Annotated in this window: 21 protein-coding genes and 3 pseudogenes; 21 read left to right on the top strand and 3 right to left on the bottom strand. The window is 30.9% G+C overall.

Features of this window, described 5'->3' with window-relative positions; translation table 11 throughout:
• Positions 1-4: 4 nt before the first annotated feature.
• The 9 genes and pseudogenes from LV469_05020 (at position 5) to tnpA (ending at position 10,057) form a co-directional block, all read left to right on the top strand.
• Positions 5-2,170, top strand: a complete 2,166-nt coding sequence (locus LV469_05020; protein UHR02014.1) for an ATP-binding cassette domain-containing protein — start codon at positions 5-7, stop codon at positions 2,168-2,170.
• Between the two features lie 18 nt (positions 2,171-2,188).
• Positions 2,189-2,770, top strand: a complete 582-nt coding sequence (locus LV469_05015) for an MptD family putative ECF transporter S component (protein ID UHR02013.1) — start codon at positions 2,189-2,191, stop codon at positions 2,768-2,770.
• A gap of 9 nt (positions 2,771-2,779) precedes the next feature.
• Positions 2,780-4,501: an ABC transporter ATP-binding protein/permease gene (locus LV469_05010; GenBank protein UHR02012.1), complete on the top strand. Its 1,722-nt coding sequence runs from the start codon at positions 2,780-2,782 to the stop codon at positions 4,499-4,501.
• A gap of 14 nt (positions 4,502-4,515) precedes the next feature.
• Positions 4,516-6,246, top strand: a complete 1,731-nt coding sequence (locus tag LV469_05005) for an ABC transporter ATP-binding protein/permease (GenBank protein ID UHR02011.1) — start codon at positions 4,516-4,518, stop codon at positions 6,244-6,246.
• 519 nt (positions 6,247-6,765) lie between these two features.
• Entirely contained in the window at positions 6,766-6,939 is a 174-nt protein-coding gene (locus tag LV469_05000; protein UHR02010.1) for a hypothetical protein, read from the top strand.
• Between the two features lie 183 nt (positions 6,940-7,122).
• Positions 7,123-7,253, top strand: a pseudogene (locus tag LV469_04995) (PcfB family protein).
• A gap of 33 nt (positions 7,254-7,286) precedes the next feature.
• Positions 7,287-8,546 (top strand): erythromycin esterase family protein, encoded by a 1,260-nt coding sequence (locus LV469_04990; protein ID UHR02009.1) that lies wholly within the window; start codon positions 7,287-7,289, stop codon positions 8,544-8,546.
• A 251-nt stretch (positions 8,547-8,797) separates the two neighbouring features.
• Complete coding sequence (locus LV469_04985) at positions 8,798-9,409, top strand: class I SAM-dependent methyltransferase (protein UHR02008.1); 612 nt, start codon at positions 8,798-8,800, stop codon at positions 9,407-9,409.
• A 192-nt stretch (positions 9,410-9,601) separates the two neighbouring features.
• Complete coding sequence (gene tnpA, locus LV469_04980) at positions 9,602-10,057, top strand: IS200/IS605 family transposase (GenBank protein ID UHR02007.1); 456 nt, start codon at positions 9,602-9,604, stop codon at positions 10,055-10,057.
• 192 nt (positions 10,058-10,249) lie between these two features.
• Here the strand turns inward: tnpA and LV469_04975 are convergent, their stop codons facing one another.
• Entirely contained in the window at positions 10,250-11,242 is a 993-nt protein-coding gene (locus LV469_04975) for an AraC family transcriptional regulator (GenBank protein UHR02006.1), read from the bottom strand.
• A 160-nt stretch (positions 11,243-11,402) separates the two neighbouring features.
• On the opposite strand from LV469_04975, the gene LV469_04970 reads away from it, so the two are divergent.
• The 11 genes and pseudogenes from LV469_04970 (at position 11,403) to LV469_04920 (ending at position 22,162) form a co-directional block, all read left to right on the top strand.
• Positions 11,403-13,157 carry an ABC transporter ATP-binding protein/permease gene (locus LV469_04970; GenBank protein UHR02005.1) on the top strand — a complete coding sequence of 585 codons (1,755 nt, stop codon included), beginning with the start codon at positions 11,403-11,405 and terminating at the stop codon, positions 13,155-13,157.
• Positions 13,141-14,862 carry an ABC transporter ATP-binding protein/permease gene (locus LV469_04965; protein ID UHR02004.1) on the top strand — a complete coding sequence of 574 codons (1,722 nt, stop codon included), beginning with the start codon at positions 13,141-13,143 and terminating at the stop codon, positions 14,860-14,862. The genes LV469_04970 and LV469_04965 overlap by 17 nt, the downstream gene beginning before the upstream one ends.
• A gap of 10 nt (positions 14,863-14,872) precedes the next feature.
• Entirely contained in the window at positions 14,873-15,454 is a 582-nt protein-coding gene (locus tag LV469_04960) for an MptD family putative ECF transporter S component (protein ID UHR02003.1), read from the top strand.
• Positions 15,454-16,143, top strand: a complete 690-nt coding sequence (locus LV469_04955; GenBank protein UHR02002.1) for an energy-coupling factor transporter transmembrane protein EcfT — start codon at positions 15,454-15,456, stop codon at positions 16,141-16,143. Before LV469_04960 ends, LV469_04955 begins: the two co-directional genes overlap by 1 nt.
• Positions 16,137-17,501: an ATP-binding cassette domain-containing protein gene (locus LV469_04950; protein UHR02001.1), complete on the top strand. Its 1,365-nt coding sequence runs from the start codon at positions 16,137-16,139 to the stop codon at positions 17,499-17,501. Before LV469_04955 ends, LV469_04950 begins: the two co-directional genes overlap by 7 nt.
• A 295-nt stretch (positions 17,502-17,796) precedes the next feature.
• Positions 17,797-18,111, top strand: a pseudogene (locus tag LV469_04945) (hypothetical protein).
• An 84-nt stretch (positions 18,112-18,195) separates the two neighbouring features.
• Positions 18,196-19,023 (top strand): class I SAM-dependent methyltransferase, encoded by an 828-nt coding sequence (locus tag LV469_04940; protein ID UHR02000.1) that lies wholly within the window; start codon positions 18,196-18,198, stop codon positions 19,021-19,023.
• A gap of 53 nt (positions 19,024-19,076) precedes the next feature.
• Positions 19,077-19,703, top strand: a complete 627-nt coding sequence (locus LV469_04935; GenBank protein ID UHR01999.1) for an L-2-amino-thiazoline-4-carboxylic acid hydrolase — start codon at positions 19,077-19,079, stop codon at positions 19,701-19,703.
• A 65-nt stretch (positions 19,704-19,768) separates the two neighbouring features.
• Positions 19,769-20,305 (top strand): annotated as a pseudogene (locus LV469_04930) (alpha/beta hydrolase).
• Between the two features lie 10 nt (positions 20,306-20,315).
• Positions 20,316-20,753, top strand: a complete 438-nt coding sequence (locus LV469_04925) for a GNAT family N-acetyltransferase (GenBank protein UHR01998.1) — start codon at positions 20,316-20,318, stop codon at positions 20,751-20,753.
• A 134-nt stretch (positions 20,754-20,887) separates the two neighbouring features.
• On the top strand, positions 20,888-22,162 hold the full coding sequence (locus LV469_04920) for an MFS transporter (GenBank protein UHR01997.1): 1,275 nt from the start codon (positions 20,888-20,890) through the stop codon (positions 22,160-22,162).
• 153 nt (positions 22,163-22,315) lie between these two features.
• Here LV469_04920 and LV469_04915 read toward each other — a convergent pair whose 3' ends face one another.
• Together LV469_04915 and LV469_04910 are read right to left on the bottom strand one after the other, a co-directional pair.
• On the bottom strand, positions 22,316-23,647 hold the full coding sequence (locus tag LV469_04915; GenBank protein UHR01996.1) for a relaxase/mobilization nuclease domain-containing protein: 1,332 nt from the start codon (positions 23,645-23,647) through the stop codon (positions 22,316-22,318).
• Position 23,648: 1 nt separating this feature from the next.
• Positions 23,649-24,005: a MobC family plasmid mobilization relaxosome protein gene (locus LV469_04910; GenBank protein ID UHR01995.1), complete on the bottom strand. Its 357-nt coding sequence runs from the start codon at positions 24,003-24,005 to the stop codon at positions 23,649-23,651.
• Positions 24,006-24,288: 283 nt separating this feature from the next.
• On the opposite strand from LV469_04910, the gene LV469_04905 reads away from it, so the two are divergent.
• Positions 24,289-24,861, top strand: coding sequence for a TetR/AcrR family transcriptional regulator (locus LV469_04905; protein UHR01994.1), 573 nt, complete (start codon positions 24,289-24,291; stop codon positions 24,859-24,861).
• Positions 24,862-24,895: the final 34 nt, after the last annotated feature.

Raw genomic sequence — 24,895 nt, 5'->3', positions numbered from 1 at the left:
ATTTATGTACGATAAAGGCAAGAAGGACGAAAATATTTTAGATTTTAAAATAGATTTTTCCTATGAAGGCAAAAAGGAAAAGTCGTTAGATGATGTAATTGGCAGCATATCAAAAGGAGATTGCATAGTTCTTTGTGGCGAAAGTGGATGTGGAAAATCAACATTACTTAGGTGCTTAAACCATTTAATACCAGAGTTCTATGATGGGATATTTAATGGCTATATCTTGGTAAATAGCAACAATATAGAAAACAAGAACATTGGAGAAGTTGGAGAATTGATTTCGTCCGTTTTTCAAGATCCAAGAAGTCAATTTTTTACAATGGAAAGCGATACGGAAATATCTTTTGGACTTGAAAATAAAGGGTTAAGCCAGGAAATAATAAAAAGAAGAACAGAAGAAGCTTTTTCAAAATTTGGCTTGGAGTATTTGAAAAACAGGGAAGTATTCAAACTTTCAAGCGGAGAGCGTCAACTAATAGCGATTATGTCTGCTTGGGCAATGGATACGGATATTATTTTACTTGACGAGCCAACTGCAAACTTAGATTATTTAGCCATAGAAAAACTGAAAAATATCTTATTGCTTCTAAAAGAAGATGGAAAAACTCTAATAATCAGTGAACATAGGCTTTACTATTTGAAAGAGTTGGCTGATGAATATTGGCTAATAAAAAATGGAAGCTTTTATGAAAAGTATGATAAGGACGATTTTAAGATATTTTCTAAGGATGAATTAAATAATTTGTGTTTACGAGTTACGGATTTGAATCAGATTGAGGTTCAGAAGAAGTGTTCTAATGTTGTCAATGATAAATTAGAGGTAAAAAATATATCCTTTGGATATAAAAAACAATATATTTTAAATGATTTGTCGTTTATAGCTTATTTGGGAGAAGTGACTTGCTTGATTGGCAAAAATGGTTCAGGTAAAACCACCTTAGGAAAATGTGTATGTGGACTATTGAAACCAAAAAAGGGAAGAGTTTTTTTAAAGGAAAAAGAATTGAGCCATAGGCAGCTATCGCAGGATAGCCTATTTATTATGCAAGAAGCTGAATTTCAATTTTTTACAAATTCTGTATTATCTGAACTGAAGTACGGTGTAAATCGAAACAAATATGATGAGATAGAAGCTCTACTTAAAAAGTTTGATATGTGGAAATATCGTGATAGACATCCATTTTCTCTTTCAGGTGGGCAAATGCAAAAATTAACCTTAATGATGGCGTATCTTTCGGATAAAAGTGTGGTTATTTTAGATGAACCAACCTCAGGAATGGACAAAAAAAGTTTAGATGCTGTAGTGGGATTGATAAACGATATGAAAAAGAAAAAAATCGTGATAACAATTAGCCATGACTTAGAATTTATTTCATCAGTTGCGGATAAATGTTTGGAACTTGATGATGGAACGATACAAAGGATTTGTGAAGTAAAAGAGAATAGAGATATTGAAAGCATTAAAAGTATATTTGAAAAAGATTTAGAACATCAACCTCCGGCAAAAAGAGAAAAAAATCTTTTAGATCCGAGAACAAATATTTTGTTTTGGCTTCTTTGTATGGTTGCAGTAGGAATCGACAATAAAAGTTTGATTTTTGAATGCAATTTATTAGCTCTCGTTTTTTCTCTTGCAAATAGAAGATATAAGACTTTAGGAATTACTTCTATCATTATAGGACTTATTTACGGTCTTGAAATCATATATCCGAATGAAATTACAATGTTTACGGCAAATTTGTTTCCTAGATTTATTTTAATATTTCTACTATTTCCTATTATTCTTGGAGGTAGAGGGGCAACAAATATGCTCGCGGGACTTAGAAAAATAAGAATACCTGAGAAGTTATTATTGATTCTTGCAGTTTCTTTCAGGTTTTTCCCGGTGCTAAGGAATGATTTTAAATTACTTAGACATGTGCTTAGAAATAGAGGAAGTTGCAAGCATAAAAATATAATAAAAGAAAAAATAGATTATCTTGAGGCTCTGATTGTATCACTCATTTTTCGAGTGATAAGAATAGGGGAAACTTTATCAGCTTCAGCAGAAACAAGAGGAATTGCTTTAAATCATAAAAAATCATCTTATGTTACTTTACAGTTCAATTTATGCGATTACATATTGATGATTGGAATGATAGTAATTTTGATGATAAATATTTTATAAAAATAGGAGGACTTAATCATGAACAAAAACAAATTGAAAGCGAAAGATATCATTACAGTTACTTTATTATCATTGTGTAACATTTTGATATTTTCGATTGGAACATTCATGTATGCAACACCAATTACCATACTCTTAACACCGGTGCTTTACTCATTATTACAGGGTATTGTTTTCTATGTTATCGGAGTGAAAGTGAAAAAAAGAGGAGCGTTTTTTATATATTCCCTTATTCAAGGAGTGATAGCATTCTATCCACCATATATTTTGATGTTTGTAATTTCAGGATTGATAGCAGAGTTTTTATTATATAAAAAAGGTTATGGTAATTTAAAAGTTATTGGAGTCAGCTATGTTATTCAGCAAACTTTGGCTTCAATTGGAAGTGTAATTTATCCATATACAATAGCCTTGAATAAAACTATAGGAGCCATGAAACAAAAGGAGTTAGCTTCAAATATTATAGCGGCAGGCAAAATGATTTCTTCTTGGGGAACGCTGGTTTTACTTGCCTTAGTTATAGTTTCAGCAATCGCAGGAGCTTATATAGGTAGCAAGGTCGTAAGGAAACATATTTTAGAAAAAGAAGCTAATGCATAGGGTGAAGTCATGAAAAAAGAGAAAGAACCAAACTTTTTTAAAGAAATGGATTCGTTTATAAAGCCATACAAAAAAAGATATATTTTATCTGTTATGCTAAGTATGCTTTCTGTTCTATGCGAACTGTTATCCTACGCTTTTGTTGGAATTTTAGCGGGATATATCTTCAAAGGATTTCATGGAAACAACATGATATATGTCTTGATTTTCACTATAATCTGCAAAATATCAGGGGTGCTGCTTTCAAATATTTCAACACTTATATCTCATAAAGCAGCATACTTAACGCTAAAGGACTTAAGATATGCAATTTGTGATAAATTTGTTAGATTGCCGATGGGATATTTTGATATGAATCCTAGTGGAACATTAAAAACGATATTGGTAGATAGGGTGGAAGATATAGAAAAAACATTAGCACATCTACTTCCTGAGATGACTGCAAATTTATTGATACCTATTGCCATGATTGTTTGGATGCTTGCAGTTAATATTAAGCTTACCGGGATTATATTTCTTTGGGTTATATTTGGACTATCAATCGGAATGCTTATGATGATTGGATATAAGAAAAAATATGAGGGACAAGTACAGGCACAAAAGAATATGAATCAAGCGGTTATAGAGTATGTCAAGGGGATTGATGTAATTAAAACTTTCAATATGGAAGATAGCTCCTATGCTAAATATAAAAATGCAGTCATACGCCATGCGGAGTATGCTATAAACTGGATGAAAAGCTCACAGATTTATGCGTCTCTTTCCTATAGCATAGCTCCTGTATCTATATTTCCAACAATTGTTGTGGGATTGATATTTTTTAATAATGGGTTTCTTACTGAGCAAAGTTTATTTTTGTTTATGATGATTTCTCTTGGAATATTTAAACCGATTGTTAAAGCATCCAGTTATGTTGACCAATTGGCACAGATGGGAACTGTTACTAAGGAAATAAAAGGAATCTTAGATTATCCGGAACTTAAGAGAAGTGAGAATTCTAATTTAAAAGAAAAAATGACATACGACATAGCGTTTGAAAATTTACAATTTTCTTATGATGGTACAAAAAATGATGTTGATGATGTGAATTTAACCATTAAAGAAAAAACTATGACTGCAATTATTGGTACTTCAGGTTCAGGAAAATCAACTCTAATGAAACTTTTAGCCGGATTTTGGGATTTTGAGAAAGGAAACATAAAAATAGGTGGTATAGGGGTAAAAGACCTTTCAATGAATGATCTGAATACTCTTATATCCTATGTGGATCAAAATACATTTTTATTTGATGATACTATTTTGGAAAATATTAGAATAGGTAAAAAAGATGCAACGAATGATGAGGTGATAGAAGCTGCTAAAAGAGCCGGTTGTCATGATTTTATTCTAACTTTGCCTGATGGATATGACACCATCGCAGGGGATAGGTTATCCGGTGGAGAAAAGCAAAGAATAGCTATTGCCAGAGCAATTCTAAAAAATGCTCCAATTATCATATTAGATGAAGCAACTGCAAGTACAGATATTGAAAATGAAGAAAAAATTCAAGGAGAGTTACTGGAATTTACCAAAGGAAAAACACTAATTGTTATTACACATAAAATTAAAACTGTCATAAATGCAGATAAGATCATATATATGGAAAATGGGAAAATCATTTGCGATGGAAAACATGAAGAACTTATTAAGTCGTGTTCTGCGTATAAGCATTTATATGAAATAGCAAATTGATTGGAGGTGAGAATATGTTTGAAGCTATAAAAAGTGTAAGGAACTTTAGTAAGAAAAGGCAAGGCAGTTTAGTCAAAATTTTAATTCTATCATTTATAGAAGGCATATTCGTTATGCTGAAAATGATAGCAATAATTTTAGCGGTAAACGCCATGTTTAATAGTAATTTAATGGACAATTATATTTATAAGGTAATGATACTCGGAATTGTATGTATCATCGGAGTATTTGGTCTTGGTTATTTCACACAACTGGGTTCTGTATCCGTTGGATTTGAGATGGCGAAAGATAAAAGGTTATATTTTGGCTCATTATTTAAAAAACTCTATTTAGGGTTCTTTAGCAAAAATTCAGTAGGAAATATAAACTCAACACTGACTACATCTATTTCAACTGTAGAACAAGTCGCACCAATCATTTTAATTCATGTGATAGGTGGAATTTTATCTGCTATATCAATAGTTTTAGGATTTGCTTACTATGAATGGCAAGTTTCCGTTGTAATATTTGCAGGCATATTAACATATTTGTTTGTAGTTAATTATCAAATGAAAATTTCAAGAAGCGAAGCTCCCAAAAGACAATTAGCACAAACAAAATTAACGGAAAGTGCTATTGAATTTATACAGGGAATAAGCGTAATTAAGGCTTTTGGTATGGGAGAAAAAGATGAAAGAGTAAAAAAAGATATAGATGGTAGTTGTGTTAATAATATAAATTTATCCGAAAAATCTATTCCCTCAAGCATAGGTGCCGGTCTTACGATACAACTGTTTGAAATTATGATTATTAGCTATGCGTTTTTTATGTGGAATAGTGGAGAAATTTCTCCTCAAAAAGCCATCAATTTATTGATTATGAGCTTTGTAATATTCCAGTCTGTAAGTCAAGCAGGTTCTATTCTTTCTATGATTGGGCTTTTAGATAGTTCACTAAAGGATATAAGCAGTATGGAAAATGCTGAAGAAATAAAGGTATTATCACCTATTCAAAATATAAAATCCAATGAAATAGAATTTAAAAACGTGAGTTTTTCTTACGGAAAAGGAGAAGCTTTAAAGGGAATATCAGTAGCTCTTAAACCGAACACACTTACAGCGATTATCGGACCTTCAGGTTCAGGAAAAACAACGTTTTGCAAGCTTATACCGAGATTTTATGATGTAAGCGAAGGAGAAATTCTGATTGGTGGAGCAAAAATAACAAATATCTCCACCGAAGAATTGATGAAAAATATAAGTATGGTATTTCAAAATGTGTATTTGTTTGAAGATACAATTATGAATAATATTCGTTTGGCAAAGCCAAATGCCAGTGATGAGGATATTATATCCGCTGCAAAAAAAGCGCGCTGTCATGACTTTATAAAAAGCTTGCAAAAAGGATACGAAACTAAAATTGGCGAAGCGGGTAGCACTTTATCCGGCGGAGAAAAACAAAGAATAGCGATAGCTAGAGCAATACTCAAAGATGCTCCCATTGTGATTTTAGATGAATTTACCAGTGCTTTAGATGTAGAAAATGAACGCCATATTTTGCAAGCCATCGATAATTTAGTACAGAATAAAACAGTTATTATGATTGCACACAGGTTAGAAACTGTTAGGAAAGCAGATAACATCATAGTTTTAGATAAAGGGGAAATAGCACAAGAAGGAACGCATAATGAGCTTATAACTCAAGATGGGATATATAAATCATTCATTTCAATAAGAGAGCGAGCAAATAAATGGAGTTTTAAGTAAATACATCTATTTTGATGTTTGACTAAATAGATGAGTATTTAATGGGAGATGACGATGTTTTTTGATAATAAAAGTTTTTGAAAGTAACTTTTAACACAAAAATTAAATAATTCAATAACAATAAGAGTTAATTTGATTGTTATTTTCGGAGGACTTTTTACGCCAAAGTGGAGAAGTCCTCCTTTTTTATTCTCAGAAAACCATGATGTCATACGCAATAAAGGCAGCAAAAGAATCCATAAATCTTGAAAAAGAAATAAGAAAAAAGGTGAATAATATTTAGAAAAAGCAAATGGAGTATGATTTTAAATAAGCCATAGCCAAGGTAAATAAAAAAGAAAAAGAAAGTATCATAGAAAAAATAAAAGAGTATAAGCAAGATAGTGATAAGTTTAATAAAAAAAGACAAATGACTAAAGACTTTTATAAAAATCAAGAAAGATAAGACCTGGTAAAAATATCTTATCCAAGCTATAATATGACCAAGAAAATAAAGGCAGATCTAGGAGGTAATAGAAGATGAATAAAAGGCAAGAGCTAATAGATGAACTCATAAAAGCAGATCAAGATGGAACATACAAAACATATAAAAGCACAGAAGAAATAAAAGCGATGGACAATGAAGAAATACAGATTATATATTCCAACATGAAAAACTATCTATCAGACAAAAGAACACACATAAACTACTAAAGGTGGAAAGGCATTGTAAGCTATTTTAAAGTATAAAAGGTACAAATACCTAAGAAATATATAAAATCATCAAAATAAAGCATTCCACCACCAAGAACAACCAAATAAAAACAATCAAAGGGAAGTATAGAAAAATTAAAGTCTATACTTCCCTTTTTTTAATTCAAAAAAAGGAGATAAAACATGATAAACGAAGAAATAAGTAAAGAAGCAGGTCAAGCAGCACAAACCATAATAACATACACAATAAAGGCAGCAAAAGCGAAAATGGAAGCAGAAAAAGAAGCGGCAAAATAAGAAGCAACAGTATGATAAAATATTAAAAAAATGTAGTAAGAGGTGAGAAAATGATAAAGAAAATATTTAAAGGAATTTTAATTTTTTTAGTATCCCTTATTATTCTTATAGGGATTGGAGATTTTTTATGGATTAATCTTCCGAAGTTAAATGCCAGAAAAAATATTTCTGATATAGAAGACTATGGCAAAGCTGTAAGCCAAATAAACTTAGATGACAATATACAAGTCGTTGGACTTGGGGAAGCGGCTCACGGGAATTCTGATTTTCAAGATTTAAAATTAGAAGTTATAAAGACTTTAGTTGAAAAAAATAATTTAAAGAGCTTTGCTATTGAAGCTGATTTTGGCGAAGGAATGATAATCAACAATTACATTCACGGAAACAAGAGAGATGAAAATATTTCAAGAATTTTTTCTTTTAATATTTATCACACAAAGAATATGAGCGATCTTATAAATTATATGTTTGACTACAATCAAAAAGCCAAGGATGAGGACAAACTTTCTTTTTACGGCTTTGACATGCAAAATCCAGAAAAATCTATTGATTTAATATTAGATTTTTGTAAGGAAAATAATATATTACAAGAAAAAGACTTGAAAAAGGAGCTTTCTTTTATAAAAGATGAAAAAATTAAGATTTCACAGATAAAAGATAAGGAAGCTTTGTTGTTAGAGATAAAAGCTTATGCAGACGCCCTATCCTCTTCAGATGCAAAAATAGCTTCAAGAGCTCTTACAAATATATTAAATAGTATAAAATATTACGAATTAGATTTTAATGACTATGTAAAAGTAAATAATGTTAGAGATGAGCTTATGGCTGAGAATGTTAAATGGATAAGTGATTTTGAAAAATCAAAGGGAAATAAGATGCTTTTAATTTCTGGACACAACGGTCACATTGCAAAAAGTGAAAAATTTTATGAGCCAATGGGGTCTCACTTAAAGAAAATTTTTGGAGAAAAATATTTTATTATTGGAACAGACTTTTATAAGGGAATTGTTAATATCAATGTGGCTGGTCCAGATAACAAGAGGTCAAACCATGTCTTTGTATCTGCTGATCCTTTAGCTTACAGTGCGAGAAAATTTAAAGGAAAATATTATTTAGATTTTACAAAAGTTAAAGATGGAGAAACTTTTGACCTTATAAATAAAGAAATCAACATGATAAGTCTGGGTGAAGGATATTCTCCTCTTATGAAATTCATGCCAAGGACTTATAGGGTAAAGGAAGTTCCAAAAGATTTATATGACGCAATGATCTTTGTTTATTATGCAAAGCCAATTGCTGTTAATGATTAATATTATTTATGAAAGAGATGGAAGATGTTAGAAGTTCAAAATATAAAAAAGATATGACCAGAGAAATTTAAGGGAGTAACGAAAAGTCACACCCTTAAATAACCATAATAACAAGAATTCCGAAAATCGGAAATCAAGAATTTCGATTATCGAAAATCTGGGAAATATCAATGTAGAAAGGATATAAAATTGAATAAAGATAAAATTCATGATAAAATTACACTAATAATAGTTATCAATAGGAGATAGAAATGTTAAAAAAATTTTTTGAAAATGTAAAAAATCCTAAAAATAATTTCGGTGGTCGTTTCATGGTGAAAGAAATGAACATTGGTCACGAAAAATTGGCGAAATGGGGCAGATCCTTTTTGAATATTAAAACCTCGGATGTAGTTTTAGATCTAGGATGTGGTGGTGGACGTAATGTTCAATACTTCCTAACAAAGGCTAAAAAAGTATATGGAATGGACTATTCAAAAACAAGTGTAGATATTGCAAGTTCAGTAAATAGCGAAGCTATAAAAGATGGCAGGTGTAAAATTATTGAAGCAGACGTGGCTAAGTTACCTTTTGAAGATGAATCCATAAATATAGTAACTGCCTTTGAAACAATTTATTTTTGGAAGAATATAGAAGTATCTTTTAGGGAAATCCATCGTGTTCTAGTAAAAGACGGTCAGTTTCTAATATGCAACGAAGGAGCATATAGAGAGCATAAAAACATAAAAAAATGGGCGGATATGCTAGATTTTGAAGTTTATTCTCCCGAATATCTTACAGAAACATTGAATAAGATAGGATTTAAATGTGAATACCATCTGGACGAGAAAGAGCATCTAGTATTTTTAGCTAGAAAATTATAAAAAAATTGTGAATAATGAAAAATAAATTTTTAGGAGAAGTAGAGAAAAAATCTACTTCTTTTTGTAATTAGAAAACCCCCAGTTAGACTGGGGGTTCCGTTTAGCTTCAGCGATGAAAAACTGATAAAAAAGACCCCCATGTTAAAATAAATTTGTGGTTTACCAAAACACAAAAACAACAGGAGGTCTTTAATGAATTTAAATCACACTCACAGTCTATCACATACAAAATGGAACTGTAAATATCACATAGTATTCGCACCAAAATATAGAAGAAAAGAATTTTATGGAAGTAAAAGATTGGAAATAGGAGCAATATTAAGAGAATTATGCAGTTGGAAAGAAGTAAATATAATAGAAGCAGAAGTATGCCCTGACCATATACACATGCTATTAGAAATACCACCCAAAATATCAGTATCAAGTTTTATGGGATTTTTGAAAGGAAAGAGCAGCATAATGATATATGAAAAATGGGGAAACTTAAAATATAAATATAGAGGCAGACAATTTTGGTGCCGAGGATATTATGTAGATACTGCAGGGAAGAACACCAAAGCAATACAAGAGTATATACAAAACCAGCTGAAAGAAGACGAATTAAGCGGCCAGATAACAATGGACAATATAGACCCCTTTAGGGGTTAGCAAGTAGAAATTGCAAGTGGTAAACCACAGGCGTCCTTGAGACGCAGCAAGTAAAAAAGGCCCTTTGGGCCGCATAAGAAAAACCCCCAGCTACGCCGGGGGATGATTATTGCTTTTTACCAAATTTATATATACCTATAAAAATATATAGAAACTCATATAAGATAAAGGCCTATAAATATAAAAATTACTTTAATCATAATAATCACATTTTAAATTGTGATGTTTGCAAGCTAAATTACGAACATCACTAGGAAGTTTTCCCTTGTATCTTTTGTAATAAATGGAAAATTTGCTATGGGATGTGTATCCGACAGATTCAGCTATTTCCTTTATAGGTAGTTCGGTATTTAAGAGAAGAGTTTCAGCTACATTCATTCTTTTTCTTTGAGTGTATTCTGTAATGCTTTGACCATATTTTTCTTTGAACAAATTTTTTAATTTTGTTCCACTCATTTTAGATATTTTTTCAAGGGTTTCCTGATTTACATTCATGGCGAAATGATCATCTAAAAACTTAGATACATCTTCAAGTGCTTTATTATCATCAGACTCAATTTTATATTTATTTCTATTTAAGTATGTATCGATTATTATACTTATCCACTCATTTGCTTTAGCTTTAAAGAAAAAATCAGCGGCAGGAACGTCCATCTTACAATTTAATATTTCCAATGCAACTTTTTCTAAGGATTTTGTAAGAATTATTTGATTCGGTTGAAGTAAAGCTGAATAAAATGATTCCGGATTAATGTTAATAGATGCTAAATGTTTTTCTATTAGCTCTTTTTTAAAACCGATGGAAACAGCAAGATAGTAAGAGTTCTCGTGTAATAAAAATAGGAAGTCATCTCTTATATTATCAAAATCAAGAGTATATAAGGAGTTTGCAGTAAGAGTTTGATATGGATTAAACTTTTCTCCGTTTGCGCTTACAATGTAGCTTGAATATATTGAAACATAATCTGACATACTATAAGTATTATTTTTAACTACTTCCTCACTGATATAAAAATCAAGTATATCAATAATGAAGCCGTCTCCTTTATAAAACCAATATAGGCCTTCTCCATAAGTAGAGTCCTCTTTTTTCCAACAAAAAGTGTGGCCTGCACTTGAATATTTCTTGTTATTTTTAAATTCATCTACTTTCATATAATCTTTTACAAAATCAAAATATGTCATAATATACCTATCCCTTTTAGACAATATCCCAATTAGCCTTATTAATTCAAAACTATTGTATTAGTAATTATGCCAGACGTATAATAGAAAAGCAATGATAATTACTATCAGCTAATTAAATTCATATCTAAAAGGAATATCAAAGAAAGGAGATAATATTATGAAGATTTACAAAAAACTATTTGCTTATGTACAGGATAAAAAATATCTTGGTTTTTTAGCTATAGTCTTTTCTGCTATATCTGCTGTACTTACGGTATATGGATTTTATTTAATCTACAAATTTCTGGATAATTTAATAATTAATTCAGATTTATCTGGTGCAGAGAGCATAGCATTAAAATCTGTTATCACACTAACATGTGGAGCAATATTTTATTCTGTTTCAGGAACATGTTCTCACATACTAGGTTTTAGGCTTGAAACAAATTTAAGAAAAAGGGGGATAGACGGCTTAGAGAAAGCAAGTTTTAGGTTCTTTGACCTAAATCCATCTGGTCAAATAAGAAAGATCATAGATGACAACGCCGCGCAAACTCATCAGGTTGTAGCTCACATGATTCCCGATAGTTCTCAGGCAATAGTTACACCCGTACTTGTACTTGCACTCGGCTTTATAGTAAGTATAAGAGTTGGCATAACTTTGCTTGCTCTTACCATAATCGATGGCTTAATTTTAGGTGCAATGATGGGAGAGCAAGAATTTATGAAGATATACCAAGAAGCTCTATCTAAACTAAGTGCAGAGACTGTTGAATACGTTAGAGGTATGCAGGTAGTAAAGATATTTAGAGCAAATGTAGAGTCATTTAAAAGCTTTTACAAGGCAATAAAAGATTACTCGAAGTATGCTTATAATTATACACTATCTTGTAAAAAACCTTATATTTTGTATCAATGGTTATTTTTTGGTTTTATTGCAATTTTAATTATTCCTATAGTTTATTTTATGACTAGCTTAGGCAGCGCCAAGGCGATTTTAATTGAGCTTATTATGATTTTATTCTTATCAGGAGTTCTCTTTGTTTCATTTATGAGGATGATGTGGTACGCTATGTATATTTCTCAAGGCAATTATGCAGTAGATACTTTAGAGGCACTTTACAATGATATGCAAAAAGACAAATTGGTCCATGGTGATGTCAATAATTTTAAAAACTACAATATAGACTTTGACAATGTTAGCTTTGCTTATAATGACAAGGCCGTCATTGAAAATTTATCCTTTAAATTAGAAGAAGGAAAGTCCTATGCGCTAGTCGGTTCATCGGGATCAGGTAAATCAACAGTAGCAAAACTTATATCGGGTTTTTACAATGTTAATGAAGGAAGCATAAAGATAGGCGGCGTAGCAATAAGTGAATACTCTGATGAAGCTTTAATTAAAGCCATTTCCTTTGTTTTTCAAGATTCAAAATTATTCAAGAAAAGTATTTATGACAATGTAGCTTTAGCTAATCAAGATGCGAGCAAAGATGACGTTATGAAAGCCTTAAAATTAGCAGGATGCGATTTGATATTAGACAAATTCCCAGAAAGAGAAAATACTATCATAGGCTCAAAAGGAGTTTATTTATCTGGTGGAGAAAAACAAAGAATCGCAATTGCCAGAGCAATTTTAAAGGATTCTAAAATTATTATTATGGATGAAGCATCAGCATCTATTGACCCAGATAACGAGTTTGAATTGCAAAAAGCTTTCAAGAATCTTATGAAGGGTAAAACAGTTATCATGATTGCACACAGACTATCTACAATTAAAGACCTTGATGAAATACTTGTTATGGATTGTGGCAAAATTATAGAAAGAGGTTCTGACAAAGAATTAATGTCAAGTGATACAAAGTATAAGAGACTGCAAGAAATGTTTAACAGTGCGAATGAATGGAGGGTTTCAAATGAAGGAGTTTTATAAAAAAAGATTTGCTCTTACAGATAAAGGAGCAAGAAATTTAAGTAAAGCAACACTGGCTTCATTTTTCGTTTATTGTATAAACATGCTTCCTGCGATATTACTAATGATTTTTGCTCAGGAAGTTTTGGAAAATATTGTTAAAAGCAAGGGATTTTATATAGCATTCTCAGTTTTTACCTTGATAGTAATGTATATTTTGCTTTCTATCGAATACGATAAATTATATAGAACAACATATCAAGAAAGTGCGGACTTAAGAATAAGGACAGCAGAGAATTTATCAAAATTACCTATATCATACTTTTCTAAACACGATATTTCAGACCTAGCACAGACAATCATGTCTGATATTGAAGGTATAGAGCATGCAATGAGCCACTCGATACCCAAAGTGGGCGGTATGGCACTCTTCTTCCCACTAATATCCATTATGATGCTAGTGAGCAATGTCAAGATGGGTTTAGCTGTACTTATACCAACGATATTAAGCTTTATATTTATACCACTATCTAAAAAACATCAGGTTAAGGGACAAAAAAGATATTATGACGTCTTAAGAGAAAACTCAGAAAGCTTTCAAGAAAATATCGAGATGCAAATGGAGATCAAAGCCTATGGCTTATCAGAGGAAATGAAAGATAAGCTATATGAAAAAATGGATAAAAGTGAAAAAGTGCACTTAAAGACAGAGATAGGACTTATTTTAATTATGTCACTTTCATCAATTTTTAGCTTTATTTCCCTTGCTGTTGTGATATTTGTTGGCGTAAATCTAATTATTAATAAAGAGATAAGCGCCCTCTACCTTATAGGATATTTACTAGCGGCTATGAAGATAAAAGACGCTCTTGATGCATCTAAAGAGGGAATGATGGAGATATTTTATTTATCGCCTAAAATTGAAAGATTAAAAGAAATTCAAAATCAAGATTTACAAGAGGGCGAAGTCTATAATCTGCAAAAATTCGATATTGCTCTAAAAGATGTTGAATTTGCTTATAATAATGACGCAAAAGTTTTAAATGGCGTAAGTTTTAAAGCTAAGCAGGGAGAGGTAACTGCTTTAGTAGGCGCAAGCGGATGCGGAAAAACAACCATCTTAAAACTTATATCAAGACTTTATGATTATGATGAGGGACAAATCTTAATCGATGGCAAAGATATAAAAGAAATATCAACAGAATCTCTTTTTGATAAGGTGTCTATTGTTTTTCAAGATGTAGTTCTCTTTAATCAAAGCGTTATGGAAAATATTAGGCTTGGTAAGCAAGACGCAAGTGATGAAGAAGTTAAAAGAGCAGCAAAACTTGCAAACTGCACAGATTTCATAGAAAAAATGGATAAGGGTTTCGATACTCTTATTGGTGAAAACGGTGCTGAGCTATCAGGCGGAGAAAGACAAAGATTATCAATAGCCAGAGCCTTCTTAAAAGATGCACCGATATTGATCTTAGACGAGATAGCAGCAAGCCTTGATGTTGACAACGAGAAAAAAATTCAAGAGTCTTTAAATAATTTAATTAAAGATAAGACAGTTGTAATTATTTCACACAGAATGAAATCCATAGAAAATTCTGACATGATAGTAGTTCTTGAAAACGGAAGAGTAGAAAGCCAAGGCAAACATGGAGAGCTTTTACAAAAATCAAAAGTTTACAAGAATTTAATAGAAAAGACAAAAATGGCAGAAGAATTTATTTATTAGGAGGATTAAAATGGATACTAAAAAATTAAAAGTAAAAGATTTAGTAAGTATCGGTGTTTTTGCCGTAATTTATTTCGTCTTGATGTTTGGTGTTGGCATGATGGGTATGATTCCAATATTGTTTTTAGTTTACCCAACAGTTTTGGGCATAATCTCAGGGCCTGTTCTTATGTTATTTATGGCTAAAGTTCAAAAACCATGGGCACTATTTATACTCGGCATGATATCACCACTTGTGATGTTTGCTATGGGACATACTTATGTAGTTGCAGTCTTATCACTTATAGTAATGATAATAGCAGAATTAATTAGAAAGATTGGCAATTATAATTCATTTAAATACAATATGCTTTCTTATGCAATCTTCAGCACATGGATATGTAGCTCTTTAATGCAAATGCTTTTAGCTAAAGAAAAATATATTGAATTATCTATGATGATGGGAAAAGATTATGTTGATGCAATGGAAAAACTAATAACTTATCCTCACATGGCTTTAGTAGCTTTAGGCGCTTTTATAGGAGGAATAATTGGAGCATATATAGGCAAGGCCCTATTGAAAAAACACTTTGAAAAAGCAGGCATTGTATAATGCCTACTTTTTCTTCAAATGCTCCCTTTAATCCAAACCCCATCAGTAAGATATTAGTTGTATTCATCACAGGCTTAACAGTTGCGCATAGCATAAACATCCGTTTTGAGCTAGCGATTGTATGTCTTATTGGTATTTTACTTTATTTGAATGGTTACAAAAAAACACTTTTCAAATGGATAGTTTTATGCGCAATATTATATGCTTTACCTAATTTTATGGCCCTATCTAATATAAATCCAATAATTAAGATGTTTTTAAGCTTATTTATTATCTTCAGAATGTTTTTATTGCCATTTATGGCAGCAAGCTTCATGATAAAGACCTCTGATGTAGGCGCAATAATTTCATCAATGGATAAGCTTAAAATTTCAAAAAATCTTTCCATACCTATTGCGGTTATGTTTAGATTCTTTCCATCTTTTAAAGAAGAGAAGAAAAACATCAAAATGGCTATGAGGGTAAGAGGGATAAATTTTATAAACCCAATCGAATATCTTGAATATGTTTCAGTGCCGCTACTAATTATATCTTCAAACATTGCAGATGATATAGCAAAAGCGGCAGAAACAAAGGCAATAGAAAATCCAATTGCCAAGACCAGATATACTCGTGTAAAGGTACAGCTAATTGACTTTGTCTATGTTTTAGTAATTGCTGGACTTATTGTGGGAGGCTTAATATGGTAGAAATTAAAAATTTAAGCCTTGATTATGGCAAAGAACATATAATAGATGATATATCACTATCCATAGCTGAGGGAGAGTGTGTGTTATTTACAGGAAAAAGCGGAAGTGGCAAGTCATCTTTAATAAATTCTATAAACGGACTAGCTGTAAGATATGATAATGCAAAGACAAAGGGCGAAATAATTATTGATGGTAAAAATATAAAAGATTTGGAGCTTTATCAAATCTCGATGCTTGTCTCAACTGTTTTTCAAAATCCTAAGACTTATTTTTTTAATGTCAATACGACATTAGAATTATTATTTTACTTAGAAAATATTGGCCTTGCAAGAGAAGAGATGGACAAGCGTTTGAATGAGATGCTAGAAATTTTCCCGATAAAAAATCTTTTGAACAGAAATATATTTAATTTATCTGGCGGCGAAAAACAAATACTTTGCATTGCTGCTTCTTATATAGCAGGCACAAAGATCATAGTTATGGATGAGCCATCATCAAATTTGGACATTAAAAGCATAGATGTTTTGACAAAGATGCTAAAGATACTAAAAGAAAAGGGCATAAGCATAATTCTAGCTGAGCATAGAATTTATTATTTGATGGACATAGTTGACCGTGTATTTTTAATAGATAAGGGCAAAATTAAAAAAACTTATACTAGAAGTGAATTTTTAAAGCTAGATACAAGGGACTTAAATGATTTAGCCTTAAGGGATAAGAAGCTAACTAAGTTGGTAGTTTCTCATTTAAAAGGAGATGGAGAGTATCAGATAAAAAATCTTAGCTATAAATTTAATGATGGTGAATATTTAAGTGTAAAAAACACTTCTTTTAAACTTGGGGAAATTTATGGCATAATAGGATTCAATGGACAAGGAAAGTCAACGCTCTTAAGATGTTTAATTGGCCTTGAGAAAAAATCAAAAGAAGAAATTTATTTTAAAGGAGAGAAACTATCTAAAAAAGAAAGACTAAAAAACTCTTCGCTTGTTATGCAAGACGTAAATCATCAATTATTTACAGATGAAGTATTCAAAGAACTCAGTCTAGGTGTAAAGAATTTTGATGAAGAAAAGGCAAAAATCATTTTAAAAGATTTAGGCTTAGATGAATTTATTGAAAGACATCCAATGAGTTTATCAGGAGGACAAAAGCAAAGACTTGCAATAGCATCTGTTATGTGTAAAGATTCTCAGTTTGTCTATTTCGATGAGCCTACAAGTGGTATGGATTATTCAAATATGATAAAAATACCTGAGCTAATTAAAAAATATAGAAATAAAGATAAAATAATTTTTGTAGTCTCCCATGATATAGAATTTTTAAATGAAGTGGCAGATGAGATTTTTGAATTGTAAAATAGAGTTTGTTAAACATGTCAATAGAACTGGGAGATTATTTATAAATTTCATGATATTTATTTATGGTATTAATATTTTCCGTATCTTTAGGGAAATTCTTTATTTACTTACATTAATTAAAGAGATGAGGAATAAAAATTGGCAGTCTTCGGACTGCCTTTATTTGTTTAGTTTAATGTAGTAAACCATATGATTGAAAGGAATCTGTGTTATATGCTACAATTAAACTGATAATTGATATCATCTAAGCGAAAGAATGTGCTTAACTGTGACTTTATATAAGAGTATATTGATAGGTCTTTTATCAAGGTACGAAGACAAGGGAGCTTTTGATGAATTTTTAAAATTTTTAAAATTCCAGGCAAAAATAGTTTTTGGAATTGCGGCTTTAGCAAACATAGCATTAGCTTGGGTAATTTTATTTGGATTCACAGTATTTCCAAGATGGCAAGTTTTATTTACACCTATATTTCTTTTGCTCTTTACTCCTCTTACTGGGAGGTTACCAAAGGGACTGCATATGATTATTCGCAGAGGCTGGTTTAACTTAATATATTTTGTTTACTACTTATCTTTATTGATAAATTATACTAATATCAATTTATAAGATTATAAAGTAAAGGATTAAAATTATTGTTTTAGTTGTTAAAGGCAAATTTTATATAATTTATTATTTACAGGAGGAAATTTTATGAAACGAGTAAATTTTATGGATGACGATAAAACAAAGGCTGACTACAAAAATTGGGTTCCCAAAAGCTTGTTAAAGAATTTAATATTTGCAAGCCTTACAGCTTTCATCCTATTTATAGCCTTTGGTGTCAGTGATTTTGTATTTAGTGGAAGAACTCGTCTAATATGTGCCCTTATTCTTGGGCTTGCAACGTTGATACTTATTTTCTTTGCAAGCTGGATGAGATTTTTATATAGGGCTTTTGATTACAACGGGAAAAGAAAGCTTGCCAAAGTCATAATAGAGGGGACTGCCGACTATGTAAAGATCCCAGATGGTGGCGTGGGTTTAGATTTAGGATGTGGTAGCGGTGCACTTACAATTGCTTGCGCAAAGAAAAATCCAAAAGCGACCATGGTGGGTTGTGACATATGGAGGGGCTCATACAAAAGTGAATTTTCTAAGGAACTCTGTAAAAATAATGCAAAATTAGAGGGAGTAGAAAATGTGAGATTTGAAAATGGTAATGCAGTGAATCTTCCTTTTAAAGATGAAAGTTTTGATGCAGTAACTAGCAACTATGTTTATCACAATATTACAGGGAAAAACAAACAAAAACTTTTACTGGAAACATTTCGTGTACTAAAAAAAGGTGGAGTTTTTGTCATTCATGATTTGATGAGCAAGTCAAGATACGGTGATTTGAATAAATTTATGGAAAAGCTTAAACAAGATGGCTACGAAGATGTGCAATTAATTGATACAACAAAGGGTCTTTTTATGAGTCACAAAGAATCTTTATTCCTTGGACTTTCTGGCTCAACCCTTCTTATTGGGAAAAAATAAAATTGTATATAAATTACTATAAAAAATTTTAGAAAGTTGATGGGGTGTGCAAGATGAAATACAAGGGTTTTTATTTCTTATTATTTAAAGGTCCAATGAAGAAAGTTCTTATAGAAAAATATAATAAAGCATATGCTTCAGAAATTATTAAAAAGAGCAAAAAAGTTTATCGAGAACTTGTAAAAAATATGGACGATATCGGCGAGGATAATCCCATGGCATACAATGAGATGTTCGCCCTTGTCTTTGTTGCTCCATATATAGCAAGTGAGAAAAAAATTCCGCCGGAGACCGTCCAGGAAATGATGCGTCGCTCTCTTTATACTTTCAAATGGTTTTTTTCCTTGATTAATCTCAATACTAAAAGGGGAAAAGAGGCCAATAAGAAAAATATTCTTAAGTATTACAAGTGGTATACAGAGGAAAAAGAAAAGCTCTATCCCACATCTTTTAAAGTTGATTTTGAGGGAGAACCCTATGAGGGTGCTTGTTATTACAGAATTACTCGTTGTCCCATTTGTGCTTATATAAAGAAGTTGGGTGTAGATGAATTAATGCCACTATTCTGTGAACTTGATGAGCTTATGATAAGCTTTCAACATGGAGTTTTACACAGAAAAGAAACTATCGCTAAGGGAGGAGACTTTTGTGATTACTTCATCTTGGGAGATAAAGAGTAATAGATAATTTTATTATTAGAGAGGATATTTTTACTTGCTTTTGAAAAAAATTAAATAATGAGGAATTAAATGAAATGGGCGGGAGTGTCTATGGAATGTGCGGATTTTCCATGGGAGCAACAATTGCGGTTGAACTCATCGGAAGAGGAAATGTTTCTGCTTCGAAAGTACTACTAGATGCGGCGATTACTGCAGAGTTGGGTCTTATGGCAATGCCTTTTACATATGCTTTTATCATTGGAACAAGTAGAATCAAAAATAAAAAGCCAATACCTAAATTTATATTAGATAAGATTATGGGCAAGGATAATCTAAGCGTAATAGAAATGATGTATCCGAAAATTCCAAAAAATACTATTAAAAACGCCTGCAAGTTTATCTATCATTATAAAGTCCCGGATAATTTATCCAAATTTTCAAATCCAGTTTTGTTTTGGAGAGGAAGCGAAGAGCTAATCCCTGAAAAAAGTGAAAATATATTAAGAGAAAATCTTCCACAAATGGAAACGGAAGTGTTTGAAGGGATGGGTCACGGACAATTTCTCCACGAACATCCCAAAGAATACGCTGAGAAACTAAAAATATTTTTGGAAAATAAATAAGGAGAATAATATGGAAATTAGAAAAATATCAAAAGCAGATTTAGAAGAATTAGCAAAGTTAATGATAGATGTCTATAATGCTCCACCTTGGAATAATAAATGGACAGTGGAAACAGCCTTGGAATCCTTAATAGATATTTCAGACTTTTCAAAATTTTTTGGCAATGTAATTGTCGATGGAAATAAAATATTCGGTGCAATAATTGGTCATATAAGAAGATATTCTAGTGAATCAACTTTTTATATCGATGAGTTTTTTATTGCTGAAAAATATAGGGGGACTGGTCTTGCAAAAAACCTTTATCAAACGAGTATAAAAGAATTGCAGCAAAGAGGTATAAGCGGTGCATTTTTCACTACTTTAAAAAATTCTCGAGCCTATAATTTTTATGTAAAACAGGGTGCTTGGGATTTGGATGATTCAGCATGCTTTTACCATCAATTTTAGTAAATTTTTATCATGTCGAAAGGTGTTTATTTGAAAAATTATCAGAGATAAGGCAGATATAAGCTTGGGAATGAACGGATATGAATAAAGTGCGAATAATAGTTAAAGTATTAGGAAAATAGAAAGGGGTTTAAATGATGAAAAAACCGATTAAAACTTTATTAAAAAACAAGAGCTATCTTAGCTATTTTTTTGCGACAACATTTTCTATGGGCTCTAGCAATATTCTTCAATTTACCCTGGCCCTATATATTTTGGAAAAAACAGGATCGCCACTTGTATATGCTTCAATACTTTCCATTATAGTTATCCCAAGAATTTTACTCACTCCTGTGGGTGGAGTTGTAGGTGATAGACTAAAACGAATAAGCATAATGAAAACTTTAAATATGGTGCAAATTTTAGTTATGACCATATATGCGGTTTACTCAGGTATCTGTGGCGATATTTCACTCGTATCAGTATATATTCTTGTTATAATTTTAGAGATGGTTGAGGTATTTTATAATTCAGCCGAAAGCTCTATACTATCTGAGATTATAGATAAGGATTTAATGGAAGAAGCTGTTACTTTATCAAGAGTCGATGATGGCATTGTATATATTACAACTCCAATGCTGGCAGCATTTATATATAAGAGCTTTGGAATTTTTGGTTCCTTTGTTTTGATAAGTGTTTTATTAGTTTTCTCCCTAATATTAAACTTCTTTATTGAAACACCCTTTGCTGATGAATTAAAGGAGAAGAATGCTAAGGGCATCAAATCTTTCTTTACTGAATTTATTGAAGGCATTAATGAGTTAAGGAAGGACAGGTTCTCAAAAATTTTTGTAATAGTAGCTCCCTTAATTAATTTTTCATTTTCAGCTATCTTTAGTGTTGTTATAACATATGTATTCTTGGAGGTATTTAAAACGAGTGAGTATATCTATGGTATGTATAGGATGGCAACTGCAGGTATAAGTATCCTGCTGCCGTTCTTGATACTTCCAATTATTAAAAAGATTAAACCGGAAAAATTATTAAAGTACAGTGCCATATCTATAGCCGGATTTCTGTTTTTAATTGCTTGGTGTGTTTATTATGGAATGGGAGCCGGAAAAAACAATATTGTTTTGGTAGTAGGTCTAATAACATTTTTAGATTGCCTGGTAATTAGTTCGGTTATGCCGTTAAATATAGCTACACAAGTATTTTTTCAAAAAAATATTAAAAATGAATTTAGAAGTAGAATTATGTCAGTTTTTAGCATGCTTGCATTATCATCTATACCCTTAGGAAATATGTTCTATGGATTTTTGGCAAATATTATGCCGGCATATATGTGTATATTTATTGCAAGTTTAGCTGTACTGATTGCCTACCCACTTATTTTGTATATATCGAAAGATAAAAGTGTTTATAATTAAAAAATATAAATAGATAAATTAGAGGCATTAAAATAGTTCTTATTTTTGCTAAGAAAATATTGTAATGCCTTTAGCTTTAAATATTATTAATGTTAGATTTATAGTTCTTTTAGTTTATGCGTGTTAAATAAGGGATATAAGTGTAAATTAATTTTATCTTTCTACTTCCTTCCCATAATAATTTTCATAGTTTTTCCTATACTGAACAAGGTCAGAAAATTGTTCTTTATTCAAAGAATACTCTTGCATAAGGGTGTTCTTTTTTTCTTGCAATTCATCGAGTTTCGTTAATATTTCTTTTGTATTTGGTAGTTTTTTATAGCTTTCTAAAATTTCTTTTGTGGCTATTTTATAGACGGAAAGTTCACTATAATATTCTTCTGCAAATTGCTTGTCTTTAGGATTTTTCTTGTGGTATTTATAGATTTCACGATACTTATTTATAGTATTTATATTTTCCATATCTTGGGATAAACTCTTCATCTCAGTTTCAATTTTCTTTATTTTATCTAATAAGTCTTGTCTATCATCAGCAGACTTTTTGATCAGGTCATCGAGTTGAGTAATTGAATTAATTCCTTGTTCTCTTAATCTAATTATTGAATCAGCCATAGTTTTGATATTGTGTTTTCTTGCCCAGACTTCGTAACCTTTAGATGATTGAGCTTTTTCATTAGTAGATATATCAATAACATTTCCTACACGTTTTTTAATAGGATTAGCTTTGTTTTTAATCGCTAAATCTATTCTTTCTTTGATTTTTTCTTCAGTATAATCTTCTCCGATAGTCTTAGCTCTTGTAAATCTTTGCTTATCTTTATGACGAAAAGCAATGTGTTTACCAAACTTAATTTCATAATCAAGAGTTTTCATATTTTCCAAAAACTCTTCCCATGAGTTAGACCTATTAATCATTCTATCTATATCAAATTGCAGTTTAGACTTCCAAGAATTTCCTTTCTTGTTTTGGTCATATTCGTACCAAGATTTACCTGCAGTTTTATATTTTCTTTTGTAAGCTTCATAATATTCATCAATGACTGAAAGCTTGTTTTCTTTACATAATTCGTCACTTTGATACCTAATTTTATGGTAAGATTTTTTGTTAGATTGGTAGCATTTACCAGTCTTGTAATTAACATTATTAAAAATAATATGGTTATGGATATGCTCTCTATCTATATGAGTTGCAAGAACAAATTTATAATCTTCTTTTAAAATTTTTTTACATAATTCCATTCCTATCTCGTGAGCTTTTATAGGATCAACCTCTCCTGGTAGAAAAGATTGTATTAAATGTCTAGCCAAAACTGTACCTTTAGTATCATTGTCTTCTCTAGTTTTCATAAATTGAATATGAGCAGTAGATGGATGACATTTGAATGAAGATACCAAGACTTTTTCATCAGTTTTTTCACTCTTAGTTATATAATCTATTGCCAAATTTAGAGTTGATTTTATTGGATGTATTTTTGTAATTGCCATACTAATCACCAGAACTTTCTTTTGATTTTTTAAGAAGTAGGGAATGGATCTGCCATATTTCTTTTGATAATTTTTCTATCTGTTTATTCATTGATTCAATTTCATTTTTGTAAATAACACCAGTCGTATTAGTTGCTTTTGCAATCTGGTTTATATTATTTGTTGCATTTGAAAGTAGCCATTGTAGGTTTCTAAATGGTTCTAAATCTACAACATAAATCTCTTTTTCTAATACACATTTCCTAAGAAAGTGGGACATAGTTTTACAATTTGCAAGCTTCATTTTCTTTTCAAAGATTTCTTTTTCTTCATCTGTTAAATATATTTTAAGCTGATTATTTCTTTTTCTATTATCCATAGTATATCTCCTTATCATAAAATATTGGGGTCTTAGGGTTCTCCCTAACAAGGTAAAATTGATAAAAAAAGAAGCAGTCCATAAAGGTTCTGCTTCATCAATTTTTCGTAAGTGGGTACTCACTTACTGTGTTTGCTATTATAGTTATAAGCGTTAAGCGTGTTATTTATAATAAATGAATTATACCATACTCAGAATATAATTTCAGGGCACTATTGAAAAATATTGAATTTAGATTTATTATTAAATCAAGATTCAGTATTTTATTTGAAAGAGGTGTGATATGGCACAAGTATTGAAAGAAGAAGTTAGAAATAGGATACTTGATGCAGCAGAAAAAGTATTTTACAAAAATGATTATAGAGGTGCTAAATTAACAGAAATTGCAAAAGAAGCAGATATTCCTGTGGCATTAATTTATACCTATTTTAAAAATAAGGAAGTTTTGTTTGATGCATTAGTAAGTTCTGTTTATATAAACTTCGAGTCAGCTTTTAATGAGGAAGAATCCTTGGAAAAAGGTTCTGCTTCTGAAAGATTTGATGAGGTTGGAGAAAAATATATTCACGAGCTTTTAAAAGAGCGTAAGAAGTTAATTATTTTAATGGATAAAAGCTCAGGAACAAAGCATATAGAAGCAAAACAAAAACTCATATCGCAAATGCAGGTTCATATTGAAGTAAGTTTAAAAAGACAATCGAAACAGGAATATGATCCAATGCTTGCCCATATTTTAGCCAGTAACTTTACAGAGGGACTTCTTGAAATAGCAAGGCATTATCAAAGTGAAAAGTGGGCAAAAGATATGCTAAAACTTATTGCAAAGTGTTATTACAAGGGAGTGGAATCATTGTAAGTTGATTTGATATTTAAATGCGATAAATTTAAAT

Origin of the sequence: Peptoniphilus sp. GNH (assembly GCA_021307325.1) — a bacterium.
Taxonomy (GTDB): Bacteria; Bacillota; Clostridia; order Tissierellales; family Peptoniphilaceae; genus KA00134.
This window is presented reverse-complemented; position numbering and strand designations above follow the sequence as displayed.

Coding starts and splice junctions, on each gene's coding strand:
- LV469_05020 (UHR02014.1), top strand. CDS start 5: ATGTACGATAAAGGCAAGAAGGACGAAAATATTTTAGATTTTAAAATA.
- LV469_05015 (UHR02013.1), top strand. CDS start 2,189: ATGAACAAAAACAAATTGAAAGCGAAAGATATCATTACAGTTACTTTA.
- LV469_05010 (UHR02012.1), top strand. CDS start 2,780: ATGAAAAAAGAGAAAGAACCAAACTTTTTTAAAGAAATGGATTCGTTT.
- LV469_05005 (UHR02011.1), top strand. CDS start 4,516: ATGTTTGAAGCTATAAAAAGTGTAAGGAACTTTAGTAAGAAAAGGCAA.
- LV469_05000 (UHR02010.1), top strand. CDS start 6,766: ATGAATAAAAGGCAAGAGCTAATAGATGAACTCATAAAAGCAGATCAA.
- LV469_04990 (UHR02009.1), top strand. CDS start 7,287: ATGATAAAGAAAATATTTAAAGGAATTTTAATTTTTTTAGTATCCCTT.
- LV469_04985 (UHR02008.1), top strand. CDS start 8,798: ATGTTAAAAAAATTTTTTGAAAATGTAAAAAATCCTAAAAATAATTTC.
- tnpA (UHR02007.1), top strand. CDS start 9,602: ATGAATTTAAATCACACTCACAGTCTATCACATACAAAATGGAACTGT.
- LV469_04975 (UHR02006.1), bottom strand. CDS start 11,242: ATGACATATTTTGATTTTGTAAAAGATTATATGAAAGTAGATGAATTT.
- LV469_04970 (UHR02005.1), top strand. CDS start 11,403: ATGAAGATTTACAAAAAACTATTTGCTTATGTACAGGATAAAAAATAT.
- LV469_04965 (UHR02004.1), top strand. CDS start 13,141: ATGAAGGAGTTTTATAAAAAAAGATTTGCTCTTACAGATAAAGGAGCA.
- LV469_04960 (UHR02003.1), top strand. CDS start 14,873: ATGGATACTAAAAAATTAAAAGTAAAAGATTTAGTAAGTATCGGTGTT.
- LV469_04955 (UHR02002.1), top strand. CDS start 15,454: ATGCCTACTTTTTCTTCAAATGCTCCCTTTAATCCAAACCCCATCAGT.
- LV469_04950 (UHR02001.1), top strand. CDS start 16,137: ATGGTAGAAATTAAAAATTTAAGCCTTGATTATGGCAAAGAACATATA.
- LV469_04940 (UHR02000.1), top strand. CDS start 18,196: ATGAAACGAGTAAATTTTATGGATGACGATAAAACAAAGGCTGACTAC.
- LV469_04935 (UHR01999.1), top strand. CDS start 19,077: ATGAAATACAAGGGTTTTTATTTCTTATTATTTAAAGGTCCAATGAAG.
- LV469_04925 (UHR01998.1), top strand. CDS start 20,316: ATGGAAATTAGAAAAATATCAAAAGCAGATTTAGAAGAATTAGCAAAG.
- LV469_04920 (UHR01997.1), top strand. CDS start 20,888: ATGATGAAAAAACCGATTAAAACTTTATTAAAAAACAAGAGCTATCTT.
- LV469_04915 (UHR01996.1), bottom strand. CDS start 23,647: ATGGCAATTACAAAAATACATCCAATAAAATCAACTCTAAATTTGGCA.
- LV469_04910 (UHR01995.1), bottom strand. CDS start 24,005: ATGGATAATAGAAAAAGAAATAATCAGCTTAAAATATATTTAACAGAT.
- LV469_04905 (UHR01994.1), top strand. CDS start 24,289: ATGGCACAAGTATTGAAAGAAGAAGTTAGAAATAGGATACTTGATGCA.